The organism is Curtobacterium sp. MCPF17_001 (assembly GCF_003234615.1).
GTDB lineage: Bacteria > Actinomycetota > Actinomycetes > Actinomycetales > Microbacteriaceae > Curtobacterium.
Window position 1 is genome coordinate 79,763 of the sequence record NZ_QKSL01000014.1, and the last position, 26,390, is coordinate 106,152.

Consider the following 26,390-nt stretch of genomic DNA (forward strand, 5'->3'; position numbering starts at 1 on the left):
GCCTCCTGCTCTCGCCGTCGAGTGAGCGCTCACACCGTAGCGCGTGAGCGCTCACCCGACAACTCGTCCGGCCGTGTCGCGGCGGGAGCGACCCAGGTCAGGCGACGGGCAGGAACACCCGCATCGTGGACGGCCCGCGGTTGCCCCACGTCGCGTACGGCACGAGCCGGACCGTCTCCGGCTCGGTCTCCTGCACGTCGGGGTCGCCGTACGGCAGCGGCCCGACACGGTGCACCGTGCGCTGGCGCACCCGCATGCGCACGGCGTCCGGTCCGTCGTCGAGCGGGTCCGACCCGGGCTGCACCACGACGTCGCCGACGTCCCGACCGAGGTCCGTGGACTCCAGGGCGTACACGAGCGGGCCGCGCTCGACCGCGACCGTGCCGCGGACCGCGTCGATCCGCGGGTCTGGCACCGTGAGCCGAGCGGCGACCGGCACCGTGAGCGTCACACGGTCTCCGACTGCGAACGTCCGCACGACGGTGACGGTGTCCTCCCCGTGGACGAACCGGGTGCCGTCAACCGACCGGACGCCGTCGACCGACCGGGTGCCGTCGGGGGTCTCGAGGACGGCCTCCGACGCCCAGGACGGCACCCGGAGGCGCAGCGCCACCGGGGTCCCGCTCGCCGCGGTCGCCTCGACCGAGACCGTGCCCGCGGCCGGCCACCCCGAGCGCACCCGGAACGCGGCCGTGGCGCCGCCCGGCAGGGTGGTCTCGACGTCGTAGTCGCCGTACTGGTGCAGCTGCAGGCCGTCGTCGGTCATCGTCGCGAAGACCGACTCGACGCTGGCCAGCGTCCGGGCCAGGTTCGTCGGGCAGCACGAGACCTCGAACCAGGGCGCCCGGAGGCTCGACAGTGCCCGCGCGCTGAGGTCGTCCTCCGGCGGGACCGCACCCTCGACCCGCTGGTGCATGGTGTTGGCGTAGAAGAACGCCCGTCCGTCCTGGCGCGGTGCGACCATCACCGCGTTGTACAGGGTCCGCTCGATCAGGTCCGCGTACTTCGACTCCCCCGTCTCGAGCAGCAGGCGCCAGGACACCATGTTCGACGCGATCGCCGCGCAGGTCTCGCCGTACTCGCGGTCCGGCGGCAGCTCGAAGTCGGCGCCGAACGACTCGTCCTGGTGGTGCGACCCCATCGCCCCGGTCAGGTAGGTGCGGGTCGCCACGGTGTTCGCCCACTGCCGTTCGACGGCCGCGACGAGTTCTGCGTCGCCGGTCTCCACGGCGACGTCGACCGCGCCGGCCGCCAGGTACATCGCCCGGACGGCGTGCCCGCGCCAGACGCCCGCCTCCCGGACCGGCAGGTCGTCCTGGAAGTACTCCGGTCCGAACGCGATCGGGCCGAGCAGCCCGTTCCCCCGGCGGTCGACGAACAACTGCGCCAGCCGGACGTACCGGTGGTCGCCGGTCGCCCGACCCAGCTCGACGAGCGCCGGTTCGATCTCCGGGTGGCCGCACACCGCCTCCCGTCCGCCGTCCCCGAACACCTCGACCAGGTGGTCGGCGACGCGGACCGCCACGTCGACCAGGCGGCCGCTGCCGGCGGTGCGCAGTCGCGCGACGGCGGCCTGGATGAGGTGCCCCATGCAGTAGAGCTCGTGGCCCCATTCGAGGTCGGACCAGCGCGGACGCTGCCAGGGGCGACCGAACGCGGTGTGCAGGTAGCCGTCGTCGTCCTGTGCGGCGGCGACCCGGTCGACGAGCCGCTCGTACCGCTCGGTGAGCTCCGGGTCCCCGGTGCGTCCGAGCTCCCACGCCATCGCCTCGAGCAGCTTGTAGACCTCGGAGTCGACGAACTCGATGCCGGCGTGCGTGAACTCGACGCCGGTCGCGGCACCGTCGAAGTTGCCGACCCAGCCGATCCGCTCGATCCAGTCCTCGCAGTGCCGCAGGACGACGCTCCCGTTGCGCTCCTGCCACTCGCCCCAGTAGCCGCCGGTGAGCCGCAGCGCACCGTGCGGCAGCGGGCGGAGCCGGGAGGTCGAGGGCGATACCGGGCCGGTCGAGGGAGACGTCGTCGTCATGGCGAGAGGCTACGCCGGGCGGCGCTGAGCCCTGCCGAGCAGGGCGACTACGCCGAGCGGCGCACCACCAGCTCGGGCTGCAGGAGCGCGTCGTCGTGCAGCCCGCCCTCGAGCAGCGCCCGCGCCGAGGCGAGGACCCGCTCCCCCATCGCCTGGAAGTCCTGCCGCACGGTGGTGAGCGGCGGTGTGAAGTGCGCGGCCTCCGGCACGTCGTCGAACCCGATGACGGCGATGTCGTCCGGCACGCGGAGTCCTTCTTCCGCGAAGGCGTGCAGGACGCCGAGCGCCATCTGGTCGTTGCCCGCGAACACGGCGTCGACCGTCGCGGCGTCCATCGCGCGGCCGGCCGCGAACCCGCTGGCCGGCGTCCAGTCCCCCTCGTACACGACCGGCGTCAAGCCCCGGGCGCGCATGGTCCGCTCGTAGGTCGCACGGCGGACCTCGGCCTCCTGCGAGACCGTCGGCCCGGCGATGTGCACGATCCGACGGTGGCCGAGGTCGAACAGGTGCTGCAACGCCAGGGTCGCACCGGCCGCCTGGTCGATGGCGACCGCGGAGATCGTCGCCCCGCCGCTCCCGGGCACGACCAGATCGGTCGGCAGGGCGTCCCGTTGCACCGCGTTCGCGACGACGACGGGCACCGTGACCGGCAGCGTCAGCGACGCGAGGGCGTCGAGCACCCGGTTGTCGGCGGCGACGAGGACCACGGCGGCGACGTCCTGCGCCAGCAGCGTGGACAGCGCCTCGGACAGGTCGAGGGGCTTCGGGTCGTCCGGCAGCGTCGAGAGCAGCACGTGGTACCCCGCGGTCCGGGCAGCACGCTCGAAACCGATCGCGGTGCTCGACGGTCCGTAGAGCGCATCGCCCGCGCTGACCAGGCCGAGGGCGCGGCTCCGTCCGCCGGCGAGTGCCCGCGCAGCAGCCCGGGGTCGGTACCCGAGGGCGGTGACGGCGTCGGTGACCTTCGTCCGGAACTGCTCCCGGACAGTGGGGTCCCCGTTGATCACACGGGAGACGGTCTGGTGGGAGACGCCCGCACGCTCGGCGACGTCGAAGATCGTCGGGGCCTTGCGTCCCCTGCCGTTCGGCGTCGCGGTCGTCGTCATCCGGTCACCGTACCGCGACACCAGTTCGGGGACGCGACATCCCGATCTGGTCTCGACGAGTTGACACGACCCCACGGAGACCACATGATGTGAGCGCTCACTTGGAGCATCACATCCCCAGCGGGACACAGCAGCCCCGCACCTGAACGCGTCGATGCCGACGCGAGAGGAACAGAGGTACTTCGATGAAGAAGCGCAGGATCGTCGCGGGCGTCGCAGCCCTCGGCCTCGCTCTCTCCCTGGCCGCTTGCTCCGGCGGCGGTCGCTCGGCGACCGGCGACGCCGGCGGCAGCACCGACAACAAGGGCGCCCTCGTCGGCGTCGCGATGCCCACCAAGGTGTCCGAGCGCTGGATCAAGGACGGCAACGCCGTCAAGAGCGACCTCGAGAAGGCCGGCTACAAGGTCGACCTCGAGTACGCGGACAACAAGATCCCGCAGCAGGTCCAGCAGGTGAGCAACATGATCACCAAGGGTGCGAAGGTCCTCATCGTCGCTTCGATCGACGGCGGCTCGCTCTCCGACCAGCTCGACGCCGCAGCCAAGGCCGGCATCAAGGTGATCTCCTACGACCGCCTGCTCACGGGCAACAAGAACGTCGACTACTACGTCTCGTTCGACAACTACAAGGTGGGCGTCGACCAGGCGAACTCGCTCCTCACCGGTCTCGGCCTCCTCGACGAGGACGGCAAGAAGACCGACGAGAAGGGTCCGTTCAACATCGAGGTCTTCGCCGGCTCGCCCGACGACAACAACGCCACGTTCTTCTTCAACGGCGCGATGGACACCCTCAAGCCCTACCTCGAGGACGGCACGCTGAAGATCGGCTCCGGCCAGGACGGCTTCACCCAGGCCGCGACGCAGCAGTGGGACCCGGCGAAGGCCCAGTCCCGCATGCAGAACCTGGTCGCCAAGTCCTACTCCGGCGGCACCAAGCTCGACGGCGTCCTCTCGCCCTACGACGGCATGTCGATCGGCATCATCTCGGCCCTGCAGGGCGCCGGCTTCGGTTCCGGCGACCGCCCGCTCCCGACCATCACCGGTCAGGACGCCGAGGCCGCCTCGGTGAAGTCGATCGTCGACGGTCAGCAGTACTCGACCATCTACAAGGACACGCGTCAGCTGGCCGAGAAGTCGGCGAGCATGGCCGAGGACCTGCTGTCGGGCAAGAAGCCCGAGGTCAACGACACCAAGACCTACGACAACAAGGTCAAGGTCGTCCCGACGTACCTGTTCCAGCCGACGGTCGTCACGAAGGACAACTACGAGAAGGTCCTGATCGACTCGGGCTACTACACCGAGGCCGACCTCAAGTAGTCGCAACCCCCTGACGGACCGGGAGGCGCGGTGCACGCCCGCACCGCGCCTCCCGTCCTGTCTCCCCTCCACTCGCGCGCCGTCCCGGCGCCCCAACGGAAGGCGGTCCCGTGGCGGACACCATCCTCGAGATGCGCGACATCACCAAGACGTTCCCCGGCGTCAAGGCCCTGCAGAACGTCTCGCTCCAGGTCGAACGGGGCCAGGTCCACGCGATCTGCGGTGAGAACGGCGCGGGCAAGTCCACGCTCATGAAGGTCCTGTCGGGCGTCTACCCGACCGGCACCTTCGACGGCGAGATCCTGCTCGACGGCGAACCGGTCCGCTTCTCGAACATCAACGACTCCGAGGCAGCCGGCGTCGTCATCATCCACCAGGAGCTCGCACTGAGCCCCTACCTGTCGATCGCCGAGAACATCTTCCTCGGCAACGAGCGCTCCAAGGGCGGCTTCATCGACTGGAACAAGACGAACCTCGAAGCCGCCAAGCTCCTGCAGCGCGTCGGTCTCAAGGACAACCCGATCACGAAGATCGTGGACATCGGCGTCGGCAAGCAGCAGCTCGTCGAGATCGCGAAGGCACTGTCGAAGAAGGTGAAGCTCCTCATCCTCGACGAGCCCACCGCAGCGTTGAACGACGACGACTCCGCGCACCTGCTCGAGCTCATCCGCTCGCTGCAGGACGAGGGCATGACGGCGATCATCATCAGCCACAAGCTCAACGAGATCAAGGCGATCGCCGACAAGGTCACGATCATCCGCGACGGGCAGACCATCGAGACGCTCGACATGCACGCGGGCGAGGTCTCCGAGGACCGCATCATCCGCGGCATGGTCGGCCGCGACCTCTCCACGCGCTACCCGGAGCACGAGTCGAAGATCGGCGAAGAGCTCCTGCGCATCGAGGACTGGACCGTCCACCACCCGCTGGACGCCTCCCGCGAGATCATCCACCAGGCGAACCTCAACGTCCGTGCCGGTGAGATCGTCGGCATCGCCGGCCTGATGGGCGCCGGACGTACCGAGCTCGCGATGAGCGTCTTCGGGCACTCGTACGGCACCGGGATCAGCGGCACCGTCTACAAGCGCGGGACGCCGATCAAGACGAACACGGTCACCGCCGCCATCGACAACGGCCTGGCCTACGCGACCGAGGACCGGAAGCGCTACGGCCTCAACCTCATCGACGACATCAAGCGGAACGTCTCCGGCTCGGCGCTCGGCAAGCTCGCCAACTGGGGCTTCGTCAACGGTTCCGAGGAGACCACGATCGCGAGCAAGTTCCTCAAGGACCTGAACATCAAGGCCCCGACGGTCAACGCGATCACCGGCAAGCTCTCCGGCGGCAACCAGCAGAAGGTCGTCCTGTCGAAGTGGATGTACTCCGACCCGGACGTGCTCATCCTCGACGAACCGACCCGAGGCATCGACGTCGGCGCGAAGTACGAGATCTACACGATCATCAACGCGCTCGCCGACCAGGGGAAGGGGATCATCGTGATCTCGTCCGAACTCCCCGAGCTGCTCGGCATCTGCGACCGCATCTACACGCTCTCCGAGGGCACCATCACCGCCGACGTCCCGCGCGCCGAGGCGTCGCCGGAAGTCCTCATGCAGTACATGACCCAGGAACGGGAGACCCCAGTCAATGAACGCGCTTAAGTCCGCCGCCAGCTACCTCACCGGGCAGCTCCGACAGATCGGCCTGTTCATCGCGCTGATCGTCATCGTCATCTTCTTCCAGGTGACGACGAACGGCATCACGCTGGCCCCGATCAACGTCTCGAACCTGATCGTCCAGAACAGCTACATCCTGATCCTCGCGATCGGCATGGTGATGGTGATCATCGCCGGCCACATCGACCTCTCCGTCGGTTCGGTCGTCGCGTTCACCGGCGCCATGGCCGGCGTCATGATCACCCAGTGGGGCATCCCCTGGCCGATCGCCGTCGTCCTCTGCCTGGTCCTCGGCGCGCTCGTCGGTGCGTGGCAGGGCTTCTGGATCGCCTACTTCGGGATCCCGGCGTTCATCGTGACCCTGGCGGGCATGCTCGCCTTCCGCGGTGCCGCCCAGATCGCCCTGCAGAACCAGCAGATCTCGCCGTTCCCGGACGGCTTCCGCTCGCTCGGCTCCGGCTTCCTGCCCTCCTTCGGCACCTCGGGCTACGAGCCGCTGACGATGGTCCTGGGGCTCGCCGCCGCGGCGATCCTCGTGATCACCGGGTTCCGCGGTCGTGCGACCCGTCGCAAGTACCAGCTCGAGGACGAGCCCTTCGCCTGGTTCATCACCAAGATGGTGTTCACCGTCGCGCTGGTCATCTTCATCGCGCTGCTGCTCGCCAGCTACAACGGCACCCCGATCGTCCTCGTGATCCTCGGCGTCCTGGTCATCGTGTACTCGATGGTCATGCGCAGCGCGGTCTTCGGTCGACACATCTACGCGATCGGCGGCAACCCGCTCGCCGCGCAGCTGTCCGGCGTCAAGACGAAGCGCGTCACGTTCCTGCTCTTCGTCAACATGGGTGTCATCTCGGCCCTGGCCGGCGTGGTCTTCACGGGGCAGCTCAACCTGGCCTCCCCGAGCGCGGGCAACGGCTTCGAGCTCGACGCCATCGCGGCCGTGTTCATCGGTGGCGCTGCGGTCACCGGCGGCATCGGCACGGTGCCGGGTGCGATCGTCGGTGGTCTCATCATCGGTCTGCTCAACAACGGCATGTCGATCCTCGGTGTCGGGTCCGAGTTCCAGCAGCTCATCAAGGGTCTGGTGCTCCTGGCCGCCGTCGCGTTCGACGTCTTCAACAAGCGCCGCGCGGCCAGCAGCCGCAAGTAGGACGGGGTCGGTCGTACGACCGGTCCCCGAAAGCGACAGATCTCCGTCGGAACTCGGCGGAGATCTGTCGCTTTTGCGTTGCGTTGCGGTCGCGGGCTGCGGGCTGCGGTCGCGGGCTGCGTCAGCGGGACAGGACGGCCCAACCGGCGGCCGGGAGGCGCAGCGCCCCGTCGCGCAGTTCCCCCGCGCCCGCCTCGACCCGCGTCGCGTCGGCTGCGGGCAGGACCACCGGTTCGGGCGAGAGGTTCAGGGCGGTGACCACGGCCTCCCGGTCGGTCGCCGTGCGGAGGACGAGCGCCGTGTTGTCCAGGTGGACCACGTCGGTGTGCGCGCGGTGCAGCCACGGGTGCCGACGGCGGAGTGCGACGAGCGCCTGGTGGGCGTGCAGCACGTCGGCCGCCGTGCCGGTGACCTCCGTCGGACCGGCGGGGAAGGCGGGCCGCACGGCGTCGTCACCGCCTTCGCGTTCCTCCTTGACCCCGGCCCAGGCGAACTCGTCGCCCGCGTAGACCGACGGGGTGCCGGCCACCGTGAACAGCACCGCGATCGCGTGTCCGACGAACCCCTCCCCCACGGCCGAGGCGATCCGCGTCACGTCGTGGTTGCCGACGAACGTGCTCGGGGCGAACGTCGCGAGCAGCTCGTCGTGCCGTTCGATCGCGTGCGCCAGCTCGTAGCAGTTGCGATCCGCGATGCCGTGCCAGATGCCCTGCCAGAGCTCGTACTGGGTGGTGGAGTCCATCGTCGACGCGCGGACGATCGCGGCGGTGTCGCCGTGGATGACCTCGCCGGAGAACCACGCCTCGGGGAAGTGCTCCCGCACGCGCGGCAGCACGCGCGCCCAGAACGCCGGCGGGACCGCGTAAGCGGCATCGAGCCGCCACCCGTCGATACCGCGCTCGAGCCAGTGCATCATGACCTGGACGACCAGGTCCTCGGTCGCCGACGAGGAGTGGTCGAGCGCCACCAGGATGTCGTGCCCCTCGAACGAACCGACCGGCACCGGCTGCCCGGGCTGCCAGCCGTCCCAGTCGACGGCGAACAGCGGAGCGGTCTCGGCATCCGGGCCCTGCTCGGCGAGTGCCCGGAAGGCCGGGTGCTTGCGCCCGACGTGGTTGAAGACGCCGTCGAGCAGGACCCGGATGCCGCGTTCTCGAGCTGCGGCCACCAGACGGTCGAAGTCGGCGTCGTCGCCCAGGCGCGGGTCGATCCGGAAGTGGTCGACGGTGTCGTAGCCGTGCGTCGAGCTCGCGAACACCGGCCCGAGCAGCAGCCCGTTGAGCCCGAGGTCGACGACGTGGTCGAGCCAGGCTTCCAGGCGCCCCAGGCGGTGCTCGACGGGGCGGTGCTCGACAGCGTTGTCGGGGCTGCTGCTCGGGCGGATCTCCGCGCCGACGAAGCCGAGCGGGTAGACGTGCCACCACATCACGTGCTCGACCCAGGCGGGCTCCCCTGTCCTGGTCGTCGGCTCCGGGCTGCGGTCGGCGTCGTGGTCCATCCCTGCATGCTGCCAGCCGGCCCTGGTCGGAACCGCCGATCGGGGTACCGCCAGCCTGGATGCGCGTCGGTGGCGCGGACGATCATGGGCCCATGGGACGAGCGATCCGCACCGAGGACGACGCACGCCGGCTCGACGCCGCGCACGCCGAACGCACCTGCGCATCCTGCGGCCGGCGGATGCCCGGATCGGCGGATCCGGACACGAAGTGGTGCTCCGACGCGTGCCGCCGGCACAAGCTGGACGACACCGACCGGACGCTCGAGCGCACCATCGACGAGCTGCTCGACGCCCGGGCCGCCACGTCGAGCATCTGCCCGTCGGACGCCGCGCGGGCGATCGGCGGCGAGGACTGGCGTGACCTGATGGAACCGGCGCGCCGAGCCGCTCGACGCATGGTCGCCCGCGGCGAGGTCGAGATCACCCAGGGCGGGAACGTCATCGACCCGTCCACCGCCAAGGGCCCGATCCGGATCCGTCGCCCGCGCTGAGCGACCTGTCTGGACCACCGCTCGGGATCGTCGGGGTGCAGCACGATCGACCCTGCCGTGAGCCCGACCGACGCCATCGTGGATCGGTCAGCGGCTCGGGTCGGTCTTCTGCCGCATCGTGACGATGAGGCGTTCGAGCGCGAGCACGAGACGACTCGTCTGCTCGCGGGTCACGCGAGCAGACGAGTACTGGAAGTTCGTCTTCTCGTCGGTCAGACGTTTGAGTTGGTTGCCTGGCTGTCGGTCAGGTGAGCAAGCCGTGTCGAGCAGGCGCCGGGCCTGCGCGTGGTCCTCGCCGACGTGGTGCTGCCCGAGGACGGCCCCGCAGATCGCGTCGGCCGCCGCGATCCCGCCGAGGACGGCATTCGAACCGGCGGCCTTCCAGTCGGCATGCGAAGTCGAGCCGGCACAGAGAACCGCTACCTCGTAGTACGCCTCAGCCTCGTCTCGTCGCATCCGGACTGCTGTCGCATCCATCACGCGCGTCCGGAGGGGCATCAGACGAGCGATCGGATGTCGGACCCGTACACGGTGTGCGCGTCGGCGCGCCACGAGCCCACGAGTGGGTCCCCTTCGGCGGCGAACCGTTCGAGGTCAGCACGAGTGACGTCGAAGACCTGGCAGTCGTTGCCGGTCCAGCGCTGCACGAGATCGCCGAGACGGACGACCACATCGACGTTCGTCTCCGCAGCGAACACCACGAGCAGGTCGACGTCCGATTCGTCGGTGGCCGTTCCCCGGGCGAGCGATCCGAAGATCGACACGGACAACACGTCGACTTCGCTCCCCGCGATGAAGTCGTGGATACGGCGCTCCAGTTCCGTTCGCGCGCCGAGCACGAGCTCGACTGCTGGCCACAGCAGGTGCTCGCGGTTGACCTGGTAGGCGGAGTGCTGCAGACCGCGCTCCACACGCACGAGTCCGGAGTGCTCGAGTTTGTCGAGTGCACGCTTGATGCCGGTGTGCTGTGCCGCCCCAGCGACCCTGGCGACCTGGCGTCCGGTCATGGCCGCATCAGTCCGAGCGAGGACGCGGAGTGCGTCGGCCTGCGTGGGGCCGACGAGCGTGGCGAGGGGAGCGGCGAGTTGCATTCGACGAGTGTACCGCAGATCGGTACACGTGTACACAGACCGTGTACACGTCAGAAGGCATACCGGATCCGGCAGGACGGCAGGTTGTCCGACACGAGCTGTCGGAAGCGCTCGATGTGCTGCGCTTTCATCGCTGCGCGGTACCGGATGTTGACGGCACCGTTCTGGGAGAGCTTCTGCTCCTGCAACTCGGGCCGCCACAGCAGGTCCTCGGCCTTCGGGTGCCAGCCCAGGTTCACCTCGTGCAGCTGCTCGTTGTGGGTGAGGAAGATGACCTCGGCTGCGAGCTGCGCCTTCGCGGCCGGGGACAGCACGTCGTCGACCTCCCGCAGCATCGCGGCCCAGTCCGCTTCCCACGTCGGGGTGAGGATCACGGGCGAGAAGTTCAGGTGCACTTCGTACCCGGCCGCGACGAAGTCGTTGACCGCCGCGATCCGTTCGGCGATCGGCGAGGTGCGGATGTCGGTCACCTTCGCCGTCTCGTGCGGCATGAGCGAGAACCGGATCCGGGTGCGGCCCATCGGGTCCCAGTCGAGCAGGTCGCGGTTGACGTACTTCGTGGCGAACGACGCCTTCGCCGTCGGCGTCATCCGGAAGAGATCGCAGAGGTCGCGCACGTTGTCGCTGAGCATCGCGTCGACCGAGCAGTCGCTGTTCTCGCCGATGTCGTAGACCCATGCGTCCGGGTCGCACTGGTTCGGTTGGGTCTTCGGACCCTGCTTGTGGATGTTCCGGGCGAGGTGCTTCGTGATCTGCTCGATGTTCGCGAAGACGGTGATCGGGTTGCTGTAGCCCTTGCGTCGGGGGACGTAACAGTACGCGCACGCCATCGCACAGCCGTTCGCGGTCGAGGGAGCGATGAAGTCCGCGGAGCGACCGTTCGGGCGGGTGACGATCGACTTCTTGACGCCGAGCACGAGCGCCTCGGTCTTGATCCGGACCCACCGGGCGACGTTGCGCTCGTCGCCGTGCACCTCGGGGATCTGCCAGTGCGACGCGACCGGGACGATCTCGGCGTCCGGCCATCGCCCGACGATCTCCTGCCCGCGCGGCAGTTCGAGCGCGGCGTCCTCGGCGTAGATACGCGTGACGTCGAGCAGGGGGCGCACACGGGAGTAGGTCATCGCACTCCGTTCTACCCGGGGCCACCGACACCTCGAACGTCGCTCGGGCAGACTCGGAGCATGACCGCCGGTGTGGAGGACGACCACTTCTTCGTCGTGAGCGGTCGGCGGTGGCGGCGGACGGACCCGGCGCTCCCCGAGGACCTGGCAGCGCGGCTCCGCTCGCACCTGGGCCGCGGCCGGAACGGGGTGAAGCTGGCGAAGCGGGCCGGGGACGAGGACGCCGTCGCCCGGGCCCGACACCGGAACGGCCTCGCCAAGCACGGGCTCGGCGAGCGCGGGCCTGAGTGGTGGACCCGACCGGTGCCCGAGCGGATCGCGCAGGCCGAGCAGGCCCTCGCGGACCTCGACCGGCTCGACGAGTCGCCGTGACCGACGACGAGGTCATCCGTGCCCCCGCATGGGAGCGCAGCGCGAACACCGCCGCACTCGGTCCGCTGCAGATCGTGGTCGGTGCGGTCCTGGTCGGGGTCGCCTTCGTCCCGGAAGCATCGGCTCGGGTGTTCGTCGCGATCCTCGGCGTGGTCATGGTGGGCTTCGGGGCCTGGACGACCGCTCGTGCTCGACGGGTCGCGGTCCGCCTGGGCGACCAGGAGCTCCGCTACGACGGGTACGTCTTCAGCTGGTCGGTGCCCCGCGCGCAGATCACGACCGTGCTCGACGACGGGTACGTCGAATGGGTGGACGACACCGGGCACCAGCGTCGACGACAGATCGGGCTCCTGACGAAGGCGTACGAGGACGACGGCACGAAGTCTGCCCCGTACTGGATCTGGCGCCGCGAAGGACTCCTCCGCGTCCGTGAGTGGGCCGGTGCTCGGGCGTTCTGACCCGACACCCGTCAGCCGAACGGCGGACGACACGCGAACGGTTCCCCACCTTCCGGATGAGGCGCGAGGGATCCTCGCGGCCGTAGGCTCGTCGCGGCGACGACGCCGAGGAACGAGGGGGACCATGAACGACATCGTCACGCACACGGGCGCGCTGGTGGGGCTGCGCACCGGCACGAGCACGGCCGGCGGACCGGCTGGCGCCCGGGTCGGCGTCCTGCTGGAACTCTGCTCCGAGGACAGCGCCGGGGTCCGCCGTCCGTGGGAGCTCCTGGTCACACCCGCCCAGGCCGCCGCACTCGTCGAGGCCGAGCGGACCGAACCCGGGGTGCTCGTCCGCTTCGCCGGCGAACGACTGGGCGACCGCAGCGGTGTCCCGGTCGTGCGCGTCGGCCGGATCGCGGTGCTCGTGCCCGAACCGACCTGCTGACCGACATCGGCTGACCACGACGTGACGAACGGCCCCGGGTGCCCCGGGGCCGTTCGCGGTGCAGGCGGGTCAGGCCTCGGTGTGCCCGAGCGCCGGCTCGACGCACATGCAGACGGTCCGGGACGCCGATGCGTGCACCTCGAAGACGACGACCTCGTTCCGTCCGGCGCGGAGCACGGGTCCGGGGACGGCGAGCGTCGCCTGTGGGCCTCGTGACCAGTACCGGCCGAGACAGAACCCGTTGACCCAGGCGACGCCCTTCCGGAACCCGTCGAGCGCGAGGTAGCGGTCGAGGTCCGCGCCGCTCTCGGCAAGGTCGAACGACCCCATGGCGAACGCTGGACCGGCCAGGGTCTCCCCCGCCGACGTCACCGCGGCCCGCAGGACGTCGAGCGCGTCCTCCGGCACCGGGTCGAGTGCCAGGGGCGAGACGGTCCAGCGGGACAGGACGTCGTCGTCGATCCGGACCGCTCCGATCAGTCCCTTCGGCTCACCGATGCGTGGCCCGTAGTCGACGCGTCCCTGGTCCTCGACGAGCAGTTCCAGGAGGCCCGTCACCGGTGGCAGGGCGATGGCACGGTCGTGGTGCTCCCGCTCCAGGACGCCGACGGTCCGACCGTCGACGCGGACGAGGACACGGTCGCGGACCTCCTCGGCGACGGTCAGCACGCCACCCTCGGGCAGGTCGACCTCCGTCCGGTACAGGACGAAACCGGAGGCGGCGCCCAACTCGTCGAACGTCGGCGGCGTCTCGTGCGTGGTCCAGGACGCGATGGTCGGCAGCAGACCGGCGAGCGGGAGGACGCGGTCCAGGCGGACGGCGACGTCCGAGGCGGGGGTGGGGCGTGCCTCCAGGCCGGCGACGACGTCCGTCGTGAGCCGACCGGACCCGCCGGGCTGCATCGACGCGGGCAGGTCGGGGACCGGAGCGTGACGGGCGATGACCTGCCGGAAGGCGTGGAACTTCTCGGTGGGGCGACCGGCCTCGTCGAGCGGGGCGTCGTAGTCGTACGACGTCGCGATCGGCCGGTACACGCCCTTGTCGTTCGCGCCGTTGGTGAACCCGAAGTTCGTGCCGCCGTGGAACATGTAGACGTTCACCGAGCCGCCGGCGGCGAGCAGGTCGTCCAGGTCCGACGCCGAGGCAGCGGCCGAGGTGGTGTGGTGGTGCTCACCCCAGCTGTCGAACCAGCCGTCCCAGAACTCGGAGCACATCAGCGGACCGGTCGGCTGCGCCTGGCGGAGGCGTGCGAGGCGTTCCGTGGAGCGGGAGCCGAACGAGCCGGTCTTGTGCAGCGACGGCAGCGACCCGTCCTCGAGCATCGAGCCCATCGGCTGGTCGACGCTCGTGAACGGCACGATGAGCCCGATGTCGCGGTGCATGCGCTCGAGCTTCTCGAGGTAGACGGGGTCGGACCCGTACGCGCCGTACTCGTTCTCCACCTGCACGAGCACGATCGGCCCGCCGGCGTCGATCTGCCGCGGAACCAGGATCGGGGCGAGGGCGTCGAGGTAGCGGCCGACGGCGGCGAGGAACTGCGGTTCGTCCCGGCGGATCCCGACCGTGCGGTCGGTGAACAGCCAGAACGGCAGGCCGCCGTTCGTCCACTCGGCGCAGATGTAGGGGCCGGGCCTGACGATGGCGTGCATGCCCTCGGCGGCGACGAGGTCCAGGAACCGGCCGAGGTCGAGCCCCCCGGTGAAGTCGAAGGTGCCGGGGGTGGCCTCGTGCGCGTTCCACGCGACGTAGGTCTCGACGGTGTTCAGACCCATGAGCTTGGCCTTGCGGATCCGGTCGGCCCACAGGTCGGGGTGGACGCGGAAGTAGTGGATCGCACCGGAGAGCACCCGGTGCGGCTGCCCGTCGAGCAGGAAGTCGGTGTCGCCGATGGCGAAGCGCATGTCACGTCTTTCTGGTGGGAACACGTCGGGTGGCGACGCGTCTCGTGGGAACGCGGCCGTGCGGAGAACCCGCACGGCCGCGTCGATGTGGTGGGGCTACTTGGTCGAGACCGTGAAGCCCTGGTCCTTGCCGTACTTGGCGAGGGCGTCCTGCCAGGCGGACAGACCCGACTCGAGTGACGTGCCCTTCTCGTACGACTGCCCGACGGTGTCGGCGTAGACGCTGTTCGCGTACACCTGGTACGGCAGGTAGGTGAAGTCGTTGTCCGACGCCTTGGACGCGTCGACGAGCACCTTGTTGATCTGCTGGCCACCGAAGTAGTCCGGCTTCTCGTCGAGGAACGCGGACGACTCGAGGTCGGCGGTGGTGGACGGGAAGCCGCCGGACTCCATGAAGACCTTGGTCGAGGCCTTCGACGAGTTCAGCCACTTGAGGAAGCCGGCGGCGAGGGCCGGGTTCTTCGACTGCTTCATGACGACCTCGGCGCTGCCGCCGTTGTTCGCGGTGGCCGCGGTGCCGCCGTCGTAGGTCGGCATCGGGGCAACGCGCCAGTCACCCTTCGCGTCGGCGACGCTGGCCTCGAGGTTGCCGGGCATCCAGGCGCCGGTGATCAGCGTGGCGATCTGACCGTTGCCGAGCTGCTTGTACCAGTCATCGGTCCAGCCGACGGTCTTGGACAGGAGCTTCTGCTCGACGAGCTCGTCCCAGGTCTTGGTCCACTTCTTGGTGCCCTCGTCCTGCAGGTTGATCGTCACCTTGTCACCGTCGGTCGTGAACGGGGTGCCGCCGGCCTGGGCGATCATGCTCGTGGTGAAGCCCGCGTCGCCGGAGTCGGCCGCCAGGTACTTCTCGGGGTCGGCCTGGTGCAGCTTCTTGGCGGCTGCCACGTACTCGTCCCACGTCTTCGGCACCTCGATGCCGTACTCGTCGAAGACCTTCTTGTTGTAGAACATGGCCATGGGGCCGGAGTCCTGGGGCAGCCCGTAGACCTTGCCGTCCATCGAGACCGAGTTCCAGGTGCTCGCCGCGAACTTGCTCTCCAGGTCGCCGAAGCCGTAGTCGGACAGGTTGAGCAGCGACTCGGAGAGGGCGAACTGCGGGAGCGCGTAGTACTCGACCTGGGCGACGTCGGGGGCACCCGAGCCGGCCTTCACGGTGTTCTGCAGCTTCGTGTACTGGTCGGCGCCGGTCCCGGCGTTGACGAGCTTGACCTTCACCTTCGGGTAGGCCTTCTCGAACGCCGCGACCTGGTCCTTCGCGGAGGGGGTCCACGACCAGTAGGTCAGGGTGCCGCCCTGGTCGAGGGCCTTGTCGATGTCCGAGGCCGAGCCGCCGGAGCCGGAGCCGCCGGACGCGCAGGCGGCGAGGGCCATCGCGGCGGTGACGCCGATGGCGAGGGCGCTGAGCCCGCGCCGGAGACGCTTCTGCATGGTGGTGCCTTTCACTTCATCGTGAAGAAGGTGCTTCTTCGTGGAGGAGGGACTGCTCGGTGCCGGTGCGGTCCTTGCAGGGCCGCGCCGTGCCTCCCGGCCGGGGTCCGGTGCTGCTGACCGGGGCCGGAGGGCGGGATCAGGCCTTGACGGACCCGGCCGCGAGGCCGGACTGCCAGAAGCGCTGGAGGAAGAGGAACGCCACCACGATCGGGATGATCGTGAGGAGCGAGCCGGTGACGACGAGGTTGTAGATCGGCTGCGCACCGGAGCCGGTGGCCTGCGCGTTCCACTGGTTCAGGCCGACGGTCAGCGGGTACCACTTCGGGTCGCTCAGCATGATGAGCGGCAGGAAGTAGTTGTTCCAGGTGGCGACGACCGCGAACAGCAGGACGGTGACGACACCGGGTGCCAGGAGCTTCAGCGCGATGGTGAAGAAGATCCGGAACTCGCCGGCACCGTCCATGCGGGCGGCCTCGATGAGTTCGGTGGGGATCGCCTCGACCGCGTAGGTCCAGATCAGGTACATGCCGAACGGGCTGATCAGCGAGGGCAGGATGATCGCCCACGGGGTGTTCGTCAGGCCCACCTGCGAGAAGAGCAGGAAGGTCGGGACGGCCAGGGCGGTGCCCGGGACGGCGATCGCGCCGAGGACGATGGCGAAGACCGCGCGACGGCCGGGGAACTGGAACTTGGCCATGCCGTAGCCGGCGACCGTCGCGAGCAGGGTCGCTCCCCCGGCACCGACCACCACGTAGAGCAGCGTGTTGCCGAGCCACTGGACGAAGATGCCGTCGTTGTAGGTCAGCGTGTCGACGATGTTCTGCCACAGGTTGAAGTCCCCGCCGAACCACAGGCCGAAGGTGGAGAGCAGTGACGCCTGTGTCTTCGTGCTGTTCACCAGCAGGTAGAACAGCGGCGCGAACGAGTAGACGACGAACACGACCATGACCGCGGTCAGCAGACCGGAGCGCTTCACCTTGCGTCCGTCGACGGGCTGCGCCGCCTTCCGGGAGGCTCGGGTGCGGCGCTCGCGCGGGTCACCTTGCGTCGTGGTCGCCTCGGTGACGGTGAGGGGGGCGGGACCCTGCAGGGTGCTCATCGGTTCTCCTGTCGGGTGCCGCGGACCTGCACGACGTAGGCGATGACGGCGGTGATGACGCCCATGACGATCGCGACGGTGGCGGAGTAGTTGAACTGCTGGCCGCTGAAGGACAGCGAGTAGGCGTACATGTTCGGCGTGAAGGCGCTGCCGATGACGTTCGGGGCGAGGGTCTTCAGCAGGTTCGGCTCGTTGAAGAGCTGGAAGCTGCCGATGATCGAGAAGATCGTGGCGATGACCATCGGGCCGCGGAGGGCCGGGAGCTTGATCGAGAAGACGGTGCGCATCGGGCCGGCGCCGTCGAGCTCGGCGGCCTCGTACAGGTCGGCGGGGACCGTGCGGAGAGCGGCGTAGAAGATCAGCATGTTGTAGCCGAGGAACTCCCACGTGACCACGTTGCCGATGCTCGTGAGGACCCACGACGAACTGAACGGCTGCAGCAGGTCGATGCCGAGGGCGTCGTTCGCCGCTCCGGTCAGGCCGAACTGGTTGCCGTAGATGAAGCCCCAGATCAGGGCTGCGACGACCCCGGGGACGGCGTAGGGCAGGAACACCGCGATGCGGAAGAACCCGGTGCCCCAGAGGCGGGCGCTGTCGAGGGCCAGGGCGGCGACGAGGGCGAGGCCCAGCATGATCGGCACCTGCACGACCAGGAAGATCGCGACCCGTCCGAAGCCGGACCAGAACTTGGCGTCCTGGAAGAGCTGGACGTAGTTGGCGAACCAGACGAACTGGTTGCCGCCGATGAGCTGGTCGCGGAACAGGCTGAGCCAGAGGGCGTAGCCGATCGGGACGATGAGCATCAGGACGAGGACGGCGACGAACGGGCCGACGAAGAGCCAGCCGGTCATCCGCCCCCGGGGCTTCCCACGGCGACGCGGTGCGGGCGTGGTGCCCGTACGTCGCGGCGCGGCCTCGGGGCTCCGCGCGGTGAGCGTGCTCATGTGACTCCTTCGTCGTGTCCTGACTGACGTCGACGGGTCTCCCAGCGCCGGTGGTCGTGCTGCGACCGGCCCTGATGTTGACGTCAACATCGAACGCTGGCGACCATAGCATGGCAACGTCAACATGCACTAGCGTTCGCAGGAGTGGCCGTGCGCAGGCGCCGACCCGAACCGTTCCGAGGAAGGCAGCGCGTGACCATCTCGACGACCACGGACGCTGCGGCTTCCGCCCGCCGCGCCCCGTCGCTCGCCGCCGTGGCCGAGGCTGCCGGTGTCTCGATGCAGACCGTCTCCCGCGTCGCCCGCGGCTTCGACAACGTCAGCCCCGAGACCCGCACCCGCGTCCAGCAGGCGATGGCCGAGCTCGGCTACCGCCCCAACCGTGCCGCTCGGGCCCTGCGCTCCGGACGGTTCCGGACCATCGGCGTGATCATGTTCACCCTTGCGTCCTACGGCAACATGCGCACGCTCGAGGCCATCGCCGACGCCGCCGGGGTCGCCGACTTCACCATCACGCTGCTGCCGATGGCATCGCGGACCGAGGAGGGCGTCCGCTCCGCGTTCTCCCGCCTGCACGAACAGGCCGTCGACGGCGTGGTCATCATCATCGAGTCCCACGTGATCGACACCGCCGAGGTCGAACTGCCCGACGGCGTCCCGATGGTCGTCGTGGACTCCACCGGCACGACCGACCACCCGGCGATCGACACCGACCAGGCCGACGGCGCCCGACTGGCGACCCAGCACCTGCTCGACCTCGGACACGACACGGTCTGGCACGTGGCCGGCCCCGCGTCGTCGTACTCGGCGGCGAGGCGACAGGCCGCGTGGAGTGCCACGCTCACCGCAGCCGGACGGACGGTCCCACCCGTGCTCGAGGGTGACTGGAGCACGTCGTCCGGCTACCGGGCCGGCCTCGAGATCGCCCGTCGCCCCGAGATCACCGCGGTGTTCGCGGCGAACGACCAGACCGCGCTCGGGGTCCTGCGCGCCTGCCACGAGGTCGGCCGCGCCGTCCCGTCCACGCTCAGCGTCGTCGGCTTCGACGACTCCCCCGAGTCGGACTCGTTCTGGCCGCCGCTCACCACCGTGCACCAGTCCTTCGACGAGGTCGGGCGCCGCGCGGTCGCCACCCTCCTGCGCCAGATCGAGGGCGGTGCCGCCACGTCGGCGACCGACCTGGTGCCGGTGCGGCTCGTCGTGCGCGCGAGCACGGCCGCGCCGGCGCGGTAGCGGCGCGGCGCGGGGCGCGCGCGGCGGGGGCGGGGCGGGGCGGCGGCGCGCCTCCCGGCCAGCCCCGTTTCGTGCTCAGCGACAGGCCACGCGGCAACCAGCCCGAAATGTGTCGCCCAGCGCGAAGCGCGCCCGCCGCGCGGACCGCGGCCAGGCCGCGCCGCGCCCCGCGCAGGCCGAGCGGCGTGCGCCCAGCCGAGCCTCGCCGGACGGGAGGCACGGAGCGGGCCCGGCAGGTGCCTCCCGGCCAGCCGCGTTTCGCGCCCAGCGACAGGCCGCGCGGCGGCCAGCCCGAAACGTGTCGCCCAGCGCGAAGCGCGCCCGCCGTGTGAACCGCGGACAGGCCGCGCCCCGCGCAGGCCGAGCGGCGTGCGCCCAGATGAGCCTCACCGGACGGGAGGAACGGGGCACGCCCGACACGCACCTCCCGGCCAGCCGCGTTTCGCGCCCAGCGACAGGCCGCGCGGCGGCCAACCCGAATCGTGTCGCCCAGCGCGAAGCGCGCCCGCCGTGTGGACCGTGGACGGCGCCTCCGCGACCGACACGCGCCTCCCGGCCAGCCGCGTTTCGCGCGCAGCGACAGGCCGCGCGGCGGCCAGCCCGAAATGTGTCGCCCAGCGCGAAACGCACCCGCCGCGCCGGTCCCCGCCGCGCCGGTCCCCGCCGCGCCGGTCCCGCCGGACACGCAAGACGCGCCGGCCCCGGCCCCGCCGGACACGAGAAGGACGCCGGGCCCCCGAAGGGACCCGGCGTCCTCTGCTCACTCGACGCTCGCCGCTCGCAGCGCGCGCCGAGGCGTCTACCCGATCGAGAGCGCCGTCCAGGAGACCGGCGGCAGCTCGATCGTGATCGTGTCACCCTCGCGGCGGACGGACTCGTTGGTCCGCAGGCCGACGCGGGAGGTGTTCGACAGGTCGTTCACGGCGTGCAGGTCATCGTCCCAGATGCCCTCCGCGTGCACCTCACCGTCGACGTCGAGCCCGGCCAGGTCGATGGTGACCGTCGTGCTCTCGGTCTGGTGGCGGTTGACGAGGAACACCGCTGCGCGGCCGTCCTCGACCGTGGCGGCCGAGTCGACGACCGGGACGGTGCCGTGCTTGCCACCGTCGACGGTGTCACCCGAGGCGACGACGTTGAGCGAGGTGCCGTGGGCCAGGCGCGAGGTGACCGAGAACGGGAAGAACGTGGTCTGGCGCCAGGCCTCGCCACCGGGCTCGGTCATGATCGGGCCGATCACGTTGACGAGCTGTGCGATCGACGCCGACGCGACACGGTCGGCGTGCCGCAGGAGCGAGATGAGCAGCCCACCGAGGACGACGGCGTCGGCGACGGTGTAGACGTCCTCCAGGAGGCGCGGGGCGACCGGCCAGTCCTCGAGCGTGAACGTCTTCGCCATCGCCTCCCACTTCGTGATCGACCACACGTTCCACTCGTCGAACGAGATGTCGATCCGCTTGTCGGAGCCCTTGTGGGCCTGGACGTGGTCCGCGGCGGTCGTCACCGTCTTGATGAAGTGGTCCATGTTGGCGCCGGAGGCGAGGAACGAGGTGAGGTCCTGGTCCTCCTCGTAGTAGGCGTGCGCGGAGATGTAGTCGACGTCCTCGTACGCGTGCTCGAGGACGGTGCGCTCCCACTCGCCGAACGTCGGCATCGACGCTCCGGAGGACCCGCAGGCGACGAGCTCGAGGTCGGGCTGGATCTGCCGCATCGCCTTGGCGGTCATCGCGGCGAGCTTGCCGTAGTCCTCGGCGTTCTTGTGGCCGAGCTGCCACGGGCCGTCCATCTCGTTGCCGAGGCACCACATGGTGATGCCGAAGGGCTCCTCGCGGCCGTTGGCCTTGCGCTCCTCGGAGCGGGCGGTGCCACCCGGGATGTTCGCGTACTCGAGCAGCTCGATCGCCTCGGCGGCCCCGCGGGTGCCGAGGTTCACGGCGAGCATGAGCTCCGAGCCCACCGAGTCGAGCCACTGCTGGAACTCGTGCAGGCCGACCTCGTTCGTCTCGGTCGAGTGCCACGCCAGGTCGAGTCGGCGGGGACGCTGCTCGACCGGTCCGACGCCGTCCTCCCACTTGTAGCCGGAGACGAAGTTGCCGCCGGGGTAGCGGATGGTCGTGACGCCGAGCTCCTTGACGAGTTCGATGACGTCCTTGCGGAAGCCGTGCTCGTCGGCCGACTCGTGCGCGGGTTCGTGGATGCCGTCGTAGACGTGGCGGCCGAGGTGTTCGACGAAGCCCCCGAACAGTCGGCGTCGCACGGGGCCCACCGTGAACGCGGAGTCGAGGACGAGGTGTGTGCGGGGCATGGATCTCCTTCGATCAGGCTGTGCGTCGAGCACGGGTGTTCCGCGTTGTCACGGAAGTGAGCGCTCACCTACGGGAAACGGTATCGGGTGTCGACACGGGACGGAAGGGCTGGCGCGCAGGTCGGCGCGGCGCTAACGTGAGCGCTCACGGGGCACCGACGCCCCGCGATCGGGACGTCCTTCCTCCCCGGATGACGTCCCGCTTCGGCCCGTCCCGATGGAGTGATGCCATGCCGAACCGATCCGTCCCACCCCTCCGCGGGTCAACGTTCACCCGCAGGAGCCTGCTCGCCGCCGGAGCGGCGGCCGCCACGGTCCTCCCCCTCGCCGCGTGCTCGAGCCCGCTCTCGGCCGGTCTCGCCGGCAGTGCCCTCAACCCCGAGACCCTGGTCTTCTGGAACCTCTTCGGCGGTGGCGACGGTGTCCGCATGCAGGCGATGGAGGACGGCTACGCCAAGCAGCACGGCGGCTCGTCCGCCCTGCAGGCGACCACGTTCGCCTGGGGCAACCCGTACTACTCGAAGCTGACACTCGCGACCGTCGGGAACAAGCCGCCGGACGTCGCGATCGCCCACCTGACCCGGGCGAAGCCGCTCTGGGACGGCGACCTGCTGGACCCGATCACGGCAGAGGACCTGGCCGGCGTGGGACTGAAGGCCAGCGACTTCAACCAGAAGGCCTGGGCCGCGCAGAAGACCGACGGCGCCAACATCGCGATCCCGCTCGACACGCACCCGTTCGTGCTGTTCTACAACGTCGACGTCTGCCAGAAGGCGGGGCTGCTCGACAGCAACGGCGAGCTGAAGAGCCTCGACGGCATGGACGCGTTCGAGAGCGCGCTGGCGGCCGTGTCGAAGGTCACCGGCGGCACCGCGCTCAACGTCGCCAACGTCGTCCCCGAGACCGCGACCCCGTGGCGGTTCTTCTGGACGATGTACAACCAGATCGACGGCGCGACGCCGTTCATCAGCGACGGCGGCGGGAAGCTCACCGTCAACGAGGACGCCTACAACGAGGTCACCAGCCGCACGCAGAAGTGGGTGAAGCAGGGCTGGATGAACAAGGCCCTGGACTACGCCACCGCACAGTCGCTGATGTTCGACGGCAAGGCCGGCTTCTTCATGCAGGGCGAGTGGGAGATCAGCACCGCCCAGTCGATCAAGGGGCTGAAGTTCGGCATGGCGCCGATCCCGACGCTCTACGACAAGCCCGCCACCCAGGCCGACTCGCACACGTTCATCCTGCCGAAGAAGGACCGCTCCCCGGCGCAGAAGAAGGCCGCCATGCTGTTCATCAAGCAGATGCTCGAGCAGAGCCTGACCTGGGCCGAGGGCGGGCACGTCCCGGCCTACATGCCCACGTTCGACAGCACCCAGTACAAGGACCTCAAGCCGCAGTCGAACTACGCCGCCGCCGCCGAGACCGCGGTCTTCGACGACGCCGCCTGGTACGGCGGGTCGGGCTCCACCTTCGAGGGCACGGTCGGCGCACAGCTCGCACTCGTCCAGCAGGGCAGCTCGAGTCCCGCGCAGGCACTCAGCGCGATCAAGAGCCAGCTGGCCACCTACCTGAACACCCCGAGCCCGCTGTGACCGGGCACGCGACCACCGGCCACCTGCACACCACGAACGACGTGAACACCGCGCGAAAGGCACGATGACGTGACCACAGCACCAGTTCTCGACCGGCCGACGGACGCGACCCTCGCGCCGCGGCCGCGCCGCTCCTACCGGACCAGCCTCACCCGCGGGCAGGGCCGCAGCGGGTGGCTCTTCCTCGCCCCCTTCGGCCTGTTCTACGTGGCCTTCCTGCTCGGCCCGACGATCTGGATGATCGTCACGAGCTTCTTCAACACCTCGACCGTCCGCACCGGCCTCGGCAGCTTCGCCGGGTTCGCGAACTACGCCGAGATGCTCGGACGCTCCGACTTCTGGTCCTCGCTCTGGCACACGCTGCAGTTCACGCTGTACACGACACCGCCGCTGGTGATCCTGGCGTTCGTCTTCGCGGTGCTGACGAACCGGATGAACAAGGGCCAGTGGTTCTTCCGCCTGGCGTTCTTCCTGCCGTTCATCCTGCCGTCCGCGACGATTTCGCTGATCTGGGTGTTCATCTTCACGCCGGCCACCGGCCTGTTCGCGACGATCCAGTCCGCGATCGGCCTGACCCCGGGTTCCGGCATGCTGTCCAGCCCGAACACGGCGATGATCGGCGTCGCCATCGCCACGGTCTGGTGGACGCTCGGCTTCAACTTCGTGCTGTACCTGGCCGGCCTGCAGGAGATCCCCCGCGAGCTGTACGAGGCCGCCGCCGTCGACGGTGCCTCGAACTGGCAGCAGATCAAGTCGATCACCCTGCCGCTGCTCGGTCGCACGACGACGCTCGTCATCCTGCTGCAGATCATCGCGAGCCTGAAGATCTTCGACCAGGTCTACCTGATGACGAACGGCGGGCCGGGCATCTCGACCCAGGTCTCGCTGCAGCTCATCACCGGTGTCGGGTTCACCGACAACCGGCTCGGCGCCGCCTCGGCTGCGTCGGTCCTGCTGTTCATCGTGATCGTCGCCATCGCGGTCATCCGGCAGCTCGTCGAGCGCGCTGCCGCCAAGCGTGAGATCGGAGCCTGACATGACCGCCACCGAGAGCATCACCACCGGCCGCGCCAAGCTCCGCACCGGCGTCTCCTCGGCCGCTCCGACGAGCGCCGCGAAGATCGGCGTCAGCGGCCGCGGCTTCACGATCGCGTCGGCCGTCGTCCTGACGGTGTTCGCCATCATCTGGCTCATCCCGAGCCTGTTCGCGCTGAAGACCTCGCTGTCCGACAACGGCGTGGCCGCGCTCGGCGCGAAGTCGATCCTGTCGAACTGGAACCCGACGCTGCACTCCTACGCGTCACTGTTCCAGTCCGGCGACATCTGGAACTGGTACCTGGCCAGCGGCATCACGAGCGTCGTCACCGCGGTGCTCACGGTGATCTTCGCGTCGATGGCGGCCTTCGCGCTGTCCCGGCTCGTGTTCCGCGGTCGGAACATCGCGTTCCTGCTCATCATCCTGGGCATCATGATCCCGACGCAGGTCCTGATCATCCCGATCTTCCAGGAGCTCAACGCGGTCAACCTGCTCAACACCTACTGGTCGGTGATCTTCCCGCAGGTGCCCGCCGTGATCGCGGTGTTCATCTTCAAGCAGTTCTTCGACGGCATCCCGAAGGAGTTGGAAGAAGCTGCCCGCATCGACGGTGCCGGCATCTGGAAGATCTACTGGTCGGTCATCCTGCCGCTGTCGCGTCCGGTGATCGCCGCGGTGACGATCCTGACCTTCGTCGGGGTGTGGAACAACCTGCTGCTGCCGCTGTTCGTGCTGTCGAACCCGGACCTCATGACGATCCCCGTCGGGCTCGCCACGGTCCAGGGCAGCTTCGGTCAGCGCTACGCGGACATCCAGGCGGGTGCGATCCTGGCGGCGCTGCCGCTGATCATCCTGTACCTGGTCTTCCAGCGGCAGATCGTCGAGGGTGTCACCGGCTCAGGCCTGAAGGGCTGAGGTCCGGTCCGGACGACGCGTCCGGACCACGTGACGGACGGGAGGCTCCCCACCAGCTGGTGGGGAGCCTCCCGTCCGTCGTGGGTGCGGTCCACGCCTGGCGGAACCGGTTCCGTCAGCCGGCGAGCGGCTCGAGCCGTGACCGGAGGAGGCAGAACTCGTTGCCCTCCGGGTCCTGCAGCACGTGCCAGGACTCGTCGCCGGTCTGTCCGACGTCCGCCGGTCGCGCGCCGAGGGCCAGGAGCCGCTCGAGCTCGGCGTCCTGGTCGCGGTCGACCGGGTTGACGTCGAGGTGCAGGCGAAGCGGCTGCGTCTTCGCGTGCGGCACCCGGGACAGGATGATGGTCGGTGTCGCGCCGCCGAAACCGGAGGCGGGGCCGATCTCGATGCCGTCCTCGTCCTTGCCGAGTTCGACGTAGTCGAGGACGGCGCACCAGAAGCGGGACAGTGCCTCGGGGTCGGCGCAGTTGAGGACCAGTTCGCTCAGTCGGCAGCTCATGGCGCGAGGATACGCGCGAGGCGCCCGGTGGTCCGCCAACGGGGTCAGGGCGTCGGGGTGACCGACCACTTCCCGTTCGTGGCGATCGCGAGGATGCCCGGCAGATCGGCCTCGAAGGTCTCGGAGAACGCCTCCGTGTTGCCGTAGATCCGGGTGGCGTCCGAGGTCGTGAAGACCCGGAGGCCGAACCGGTCGTCCGCGTCGGCCGGCGTGTAGTCGACCTGCACGTGTCCGACGTCGTCCGAGAAGAACAGCACGGCGGGACCGGTTCCGGACTGTGGGCCGGACACCGTCGCCAGGTCGTTCCAGCTGCGCAGGGTGAGCGACCACGGGCCGTCGGCCTCGATGATGAGCATCTGCTGCTCCGGGTCGTTCTTCAGGACGCTGGTCACGAACGACGCCTTGAGGGGTGCCCGAGCGGAGCCGAACGGTGACATCCGCCCGGGTGCGGTGATGGTCGCGGTACCGGTGCACCCCGAGCAGTCCAGGTCGGCGACGACGCCGAAGTCCCCGCGGACCCGGAACGCGATGTCCGACGGGCCGGTGCCGGAGACGGTCGCGGGAGCACCCTCGGCGACGTCACCCGCGTCGAGGGTGACACCGGTGAGTTCGGCGACCGGCGGACGTCGGACAGACCGGCGACGAGTCCTGGCACGTGCTGCAGGACCCGGAGGGCAACGAGTTCTGCCT

The 26,390-nt window shown here is 69.6% G+C and carries 23 protein-coding genes and 1 pseudogene; 12 read left to right on the top strand and 12 right to left on the bottom strand.

Features of this window, described 5'->3' with window-relative positions; genetic code table 11:
* Nucleotides 1-97: 97 nt before the first annotated feature.
* Nucleotides 98-2,029, bottom strand: a complete 1,932-nt coding sequence (locus DEJ24_RS13185; RefSeq protein WP_111079010.1) for a glycoside hydrolase family 127 protein — start codon at nucleotides 2,027-2,029, stop codon at nucleotides 98-100.
* A gap of 47 nt (nucleotides 2,030-2,076) precedes the next feature.
* Nucleotides 2,077-3,135, bottom strand: a complete 1,059-nt coding sequence (locus tag DEJ24_RS13190) for a substrate-binding domain-containing protein (RefSeq protein ID WP_111079036.1) — start codon at nucleotides 3,133-3,135, stop codon at nucleotides 2,077-2,079.
* A gap of 185 nt (nucleotides 3,136-3,320) precedes the next feature.
* On the opposite strand from DEJ24_RS13190, the gene chvE reads away from it, so the two are divergent.
* The 3 genes from chvE to mmsB all read left to right on the top strand — a co-directional run bounded on the left by chvE (nucleotide 3,321) and on the right by mmsB (nucleotide 7,280).
* On the top strand, nucleotides 3,321-4,451 hold the full coding sequence (chvE, locus tag DEJ24_RS13195) for a multiple monosaccharide ABC transporter substrate-binding protein (RefSeq protein WP_111079011.1): 1,131 nt from the start codon (nucleotides 3,321-3,323) through the stop codon (nucleotides 4,449-4,451).
* A 110-nt stretch (nucleotides 4,452-4,561) separates the two neighbouring features.
* Nucleotides 4,562-6,112, top strand: coding sequence for a multiple monosaccharide ABC transporter ATP-binding protein (gene mmsA / locus DEJ24_RS13200; RefSeq protein ID WP_111079012.1), 1,551 nt, complete (start codon nucleotides 4,562-4,564; stop codon nucleotides 6,110-6,112).
* A complete protein-coding gene (gene mmsB, locus DEJ24_RS13205) occupies nucleotides 6,099-7,280 on the top strand; it encodes a multiple monosaccharide ABC transporter permease (protein WP_111044058.1) in 1,182 nt (393 codons plus the stop codon). The genes mmsA and mmsB overlap by 14 nt, the downstream gene beginning before the upstream one ends.
* Nucleotides 7,281-7,401: 121 nt before the next feature.
* Here the strand turns inward: mmsB and DEJ24_RS13210 are convergent, their stop codons facing one another.
* The gene (locus DEJ24_RS13210) at nucleotides 7,402-8,778 is read right to left on the bottom strand and encodes an alpha-amylase family glycosyl hydrolase (RefSeq protein ID WP_111079013.1); all 1,377 of its coding nucleotides are present in this window, start codon (nucleotides 8,776-8,778) and stop codon (nucleotides 7,402-7,404) included.
* A 92-nt stretch (nucleotides 8,779-8,870) separates the two neighbouring features.
* On the opposite strand from DEJ24_RS13210, the gene DEJ24_RS13215 reads away from it, so the two are divergent.
* Nucleotides 8,871-9,269 (top strand): DUF3253 domain-containing protein, encoded by a 399-nt coding sequence (locus tag DEJ24_RS13215; protein WP_111079014.1) that lies wholly within the window; start codon nucleotides 8,871-8,873, stop codon nucleotides 9,267-9,269.
* Nucleotides 9,270-9,356: 87 nt separating this feature from the next.
* On the opposite strand, the gene DEJ24_RS13220 is transcribed toward DEJ24_RS13215, so the two are convergent.
* The 3 genes from DEJ24_RS13220 to DEJ24_RS13230 are packed head-to-tail and all read right to left on the bottom strand — an operon-like array spanning nucleotide 9,357 to nucleotide 11,484.
* On the bottom strand, nucleotides 9,357-9,725 hold the full coding sequence (locus DEJ24_RS13220; protein ID WP_111079015.1) for a hypothetical protein: 369 nt from the start codon (nucleotides 9,723-9,725) through the stop codon (nucleotides 9,357-9,359).
* A gap of 41 nt (nucleotides 9,726-9,766) precedes the next feature.
* Nucleotides 9,767-10,360: a nucleotidyltransferase domain-containing protein gene (locus DEJ24_RS13225; RefSeq protein ID WP_111079016.1), complete on the bottom strand. Its 594-nt coding sequence runs from the start codon at nucleotides 10,358-10,360 to the stop codon at nucleotides 9,767-9,769.
* A 50-nt stretch (nucleotides 10,361-10,410) separates the two neighbouring features.
* Nucleotides 10,411-11,484: a spore photoproduct lyase family protein gene (locus DEJ24_RS13230; RefSeq protein WP_111079017.1), complete on the bottom strand. Its 1,074-nt coding sequence runs from the start codon at nucleotides 11,482-11,484 to the stop codon at nucleotides 10,411-10,413.
* Nucleotides 11,485-11,544: 60 nt separating this feature from the next.
* On the opposite strand from DEJ24_RS13230, the gene DEJ24_RS13235 reads away from it, so the two are divergent.
* From DEJ24_RS13235 to DEJ24_RS13245, 3 genes are all read left to right on the top strand, one after another.
* Nucleotides 11,545-11,856 carry a biopolymer transporter Tol gene (locus DEJ24_RS13235; protein ID WP_111079018.1) on the top strand — a complete coding sequence of 104 codons (312 nt, stop codon included), beginning with the start codon at nucleotides 11,545-11,547 and terminating at the stop codon, nucleotides 11,854-11,856.
* Nucleotides 11,853-12,314, top strand: a complete 462-nt coding sequence (locus DEJ24_RS13240) for a hypothetical protein (RefSeq protein ID WP_111079019.1) — start codon at nucleotides 11,853-11,855, stop codon at nucleotides 12,312-12,314. The genes DEJ24_RS13235 and DEJ24_RS13240 overlap by 4 nt, the downstream gene beginning before the upstream one ends.
* Before the next feature lie 124 nt (nucleotides 12,315-12,438).
* Nucleotides 12,439-12,744: a hypothetical protein gene (locus DEJ24_RS13245; protein WP_111079020.1), complete on the top strand. Its 306-nt coding sequence runs from the start codon at nucleotides 12,439-12,441 to the stop codon at nucleotides 12,742-12,744.
* A 69-nt stretch (nucleotides 12,745-12,813) separates the two neighbouring features.
* On the opposite strand, the gene DEJ24_RS13250 is transcribed toward DEJ24_RS13245, so the two are convergent.
* The 4 genes from DEJ24_RS13250 to DEJ24_RS13265 form a co-directional block, all read right to left on the bottom strand.
* Complete coding sequence (locus DEJ24_RS13250) at nucleotides 12,814-14,646, bottom strand: beta-galactosidase family protein (protein ID WP_111079021.1); 1,833 nt, start codon at nucleotides 14,644-14,646, stop codon at nucleotides 12,814-12,816.
* 96 nt (nucleotides 14,647-14,742) lie between these two features.
* Nucleotides 14,743-16,077 (bottom strand): sugar ABC transporter substrate-binding protein, encoded by a 1,335-nt coding sequence (locus DEJ24_RS13255; RefSeq protein WP_111079022.1) that lies wholly within the window; start codon nucleotides 16,075-16,077, stop codon nucleotides 14,743-14,745.
* 139 nt (nucleotides 16,078-16,216) lie between these two features.
* Nucleotides 16,217-17,179 carry a carbohydrate ABC transporter permease gene (locus DEJ24_RS13260; RefSeq protein ID WP_111079023.1) on the bottom strand — a complete coding sequence of 321 codons (963 nt, stop codon included), beginning with the start codon at nucleotides 17,177-17,179 and terminating at the stop codon, nucleotides 16,217-16,219.
* Nucleotides 17,176-18,123 (bottom strand): carbohydrate ABC transporter permease, encoded by a 948-nt coding sequence (locus DEJ24_RS13265; RefSeq protein ID WP_111044050.1) that lies wholly within the window; start codon nucleotides 18,121-18,123, stop codon nucleotides 17,176-17,178. The genes DEJ24_RS13260 and DEJ24_RS13265 overlap by 4 nt, the downstream gene beginning before the upstream one ends.
* Before the next feature lie 198 nt (nucleotides 18,124-18,321).
* Here DEJ24_RS13265 and DEJ24_RS13270 point away from each other — a divergent pair, with 198 nt between their 5' ends.
* A complete protein-coding gene (locus DEJ24_RS13270; RefSeq protein WP_375334711.1) occupies nucleotides 18,322-19,356 on the top strand; it encodes a LacI family DNA-binding transcriptional regulator in 1,035 nt (344 codons plus the stop codon).
* Between the two features lie 799 nt (nucleotides 19,357-20,155).
* Here the strand turns inward: DEJ24_RS13270 and DEJ24_RS13275 are convergent.
* Nucleotides 20,156-21,658, bottom strand: coding sequence for an alpha-N-arabinofuranosidase (locus DEJ24_RS13275; RefSeq protein WP_111079025.1), 1,503 nt, complete (start codon nucleotides 21,656-21,658; stop codon nucleotides 20,156-20,158).
* A 230-nt stretch (nucleotides 21,659-21,888) separates the two neighbouring features.
* Here DEJ24_RS13275 and DEJ24_RS13280 point away from each other — a divergent pair, with 230 nt between their 5' ends.
* The 3 genes from DEJ24_RS13280 (at nucleotide 21,889) to DEJ24_RS13290 (ending at nucleotide 25,201) form a co-directional block, all read left to right on the top strand.
* Nucleotides 21,889-23,250 (top strand): extracellular solute-binding protein, encoded by a 1,362-nt coding sequence (locus DEJ24_RS13280; protein WP_110904338.1) that lies wholly within the window; start codon nucleotides 21,889-21,891, stop codon nucleotides 23,248-23,250.
* Nucleotides 23,251-23,319: 69 nt separating this feature from the next.
* Nucleotides 23,320-24,285, top strand: coding sequence for a carbohydrate ABC transporter permease (locus DEJ24_RS13285; protein ID WP_110904337.1), 966 nt, complete (start codon nucleotides 23,320-23,322; stop codon nucleotides 24,283-24,285).
* A 1-nt stretch (nucleotide 24,286) separates the two neighbouring features.
* Complete coding sequence (locus tag DEJ24_RS13290) at nucleotides 24,287-25,201, top strand: carbohydrate ABC transporter permease (protein ID WP_111079026.1); 915 nt, start codon at nucleotides 24,287-24,289, stop codon at nucleotides 25,199-25,201.
* Between the two features lie 115 nt (nucleotides 25,202-25,316).
* Here the strand turns inward: DEJ24_RS13290 and DEJ24_RS13295 are convergent, their stop codons facing one another.
* Nucleotides 25,317-25,700, bottom strand: coding sequence for a VOC family protein (locus tag DEJ24_RS13295; protein ID WP_111079027.1), 384 nt, complete (start codon nucleotides 25,698-25,700; stop codon nucleotides 25,317-25,319).
* 613 nt (nucleotides 25,701-26,313) lie between these two features.
* Here DEJ24_RS13295 and DEJ24_RS17275 point away from each other — a divergent pair.
* A pseudogene (locus tag DEJ24_RS17275) lies at nucleotides 26,314-26,390 on the top strand (VOC family protein); the annotation flags it as partial.

Coding starts and splice junctions, on each gene's coding strand:
- DEJ24_RS13185 (WP_111079010.1), bottom strand. CDS start 2,029: ATGACGACGACGTCTCCCTCGACCGGCCCGGTATCGCCCTCGACCTCC.
- DEJ24_RS13190 (WP_111079036.1), bottom strand. CDS start 3,135: ATGACGACGACCGCGACGCCGAACGGCAGGGGACGCAAGGCCCCGACG.
- chvE (WP_111079011.1), top strand. CDS start 3,321: ATGAAGAAGCGCAGGATCGTCGCGGGCGTCGCAGCCCTCGGCCTCGCT.
- mmsB (WP_111044058.1), top strand. CDS start 6,099: ATGAACGCGCTTAAGTCCGCCGCCAGCTACCTCACCGGGCAGCTCCGA.
- DEJ24_RS13210 (WP_111079013.1), bottom strand. CDS start 8,778: ATGGACCACGACGCCGACCGCAGCCCGGAGCCGACGACCAGGACAGGG.
- DEJ24_RS13215 (WP_111079014.1), top strand. CDS start 8,871: ATGGGACGAGCGATCCGCACCGAGGACGACGCACGCCGGCTCGACGCC.
- DEJ24_RS13220 (WP_111079015.1), bottom strand. CDS start 9,725: ATGCGACGAGACGAGGCTGAGGCGTACTACGAGGTAGCGGTTCTCTGT.
- DEJ24_RS13225 (WP_111079016.1), bottom strand. CDS start 10,360: ATGCAACTCGCCGCTCCCCTCGCCACGCTCGTCGGCCCCACGCAGGCC.
- DEJ24_RS13230 (WP_111079017.1), bottom strand. CDS start 11,484: ATGACCTACTCCCGTGTGCGCCCCCTGCTCGACGTCACGCGTATCTAC.
- DEJ24_RS13235 (WP_111079018.1), top strand. CDS start 11,545: ATGACCGCCGGTGTGGAGGACGACCACTTCTTCGTCGTGAGCGGTCGG.
- DEJ24_RS13245 (WP_111079020.1), top strand. CDS start 12,439: ATGAACGACATCGTCACGCACACGGGCGCGCTGGTGGGGCTGCGCACC.
- DEJ24_RS13250 (WP_111079021.1), bottom strand. CDS start 14,646: ATGCGCTTCGCCATCGGCGACACCGACTTCCTGCTCGACGGGCAGCCG.
- DEJ24_RS13255 (WP_111079022.1), bottom strand. CDS start 16,077: ATGCAGAAGCGTCTCCGGCGCGGGCTCAGCGCCCTCGCCATCGGCGTC.
- DEJ24_RS13260 (WP_111079023.1), bottom strand. CDS start 17,179: ATGAGCACCCTGCAGGGTCCCGCCCCCCTCACCGTCACCGAGGCGACC.
- DEJ24_RS13265 (WP_111044050.1), bottom strand. CDS start 18,123: ATGAGCACGCTCACCGCGCGGAGCCCCGAGGCCGCGCCGCGACGTACG.
- DEJ24_RS13275 (WP_111079025.1), bottom strand. CDS start 21,658: ATGCCCCGCACACACCTCGTCCTCGACTCCGCGTTCACGGTGGGCCCC.
- DEJ24_RS13280 (WP_110904338.1), top strand. CDS start 21,889: ATGCCGAACCGATCCGTCCCACCCCTCCGCGGGTCAACGTTCACCCGC.
- DEJ24_RS13290 (WP_111079026.1), top strand. CDS start 24,287: ATGACCGCCACCGAGAGCATCACCACCGGCCGCGCCAAGCTCCGCACC.
- DEJ24_RS13295 (WP_111079027.1), bottom strand. CDS start 25,700: ATGAGCTGCCGACTGAGCGAACTGGTCCTCAACTGCGCCGACCCCGAG.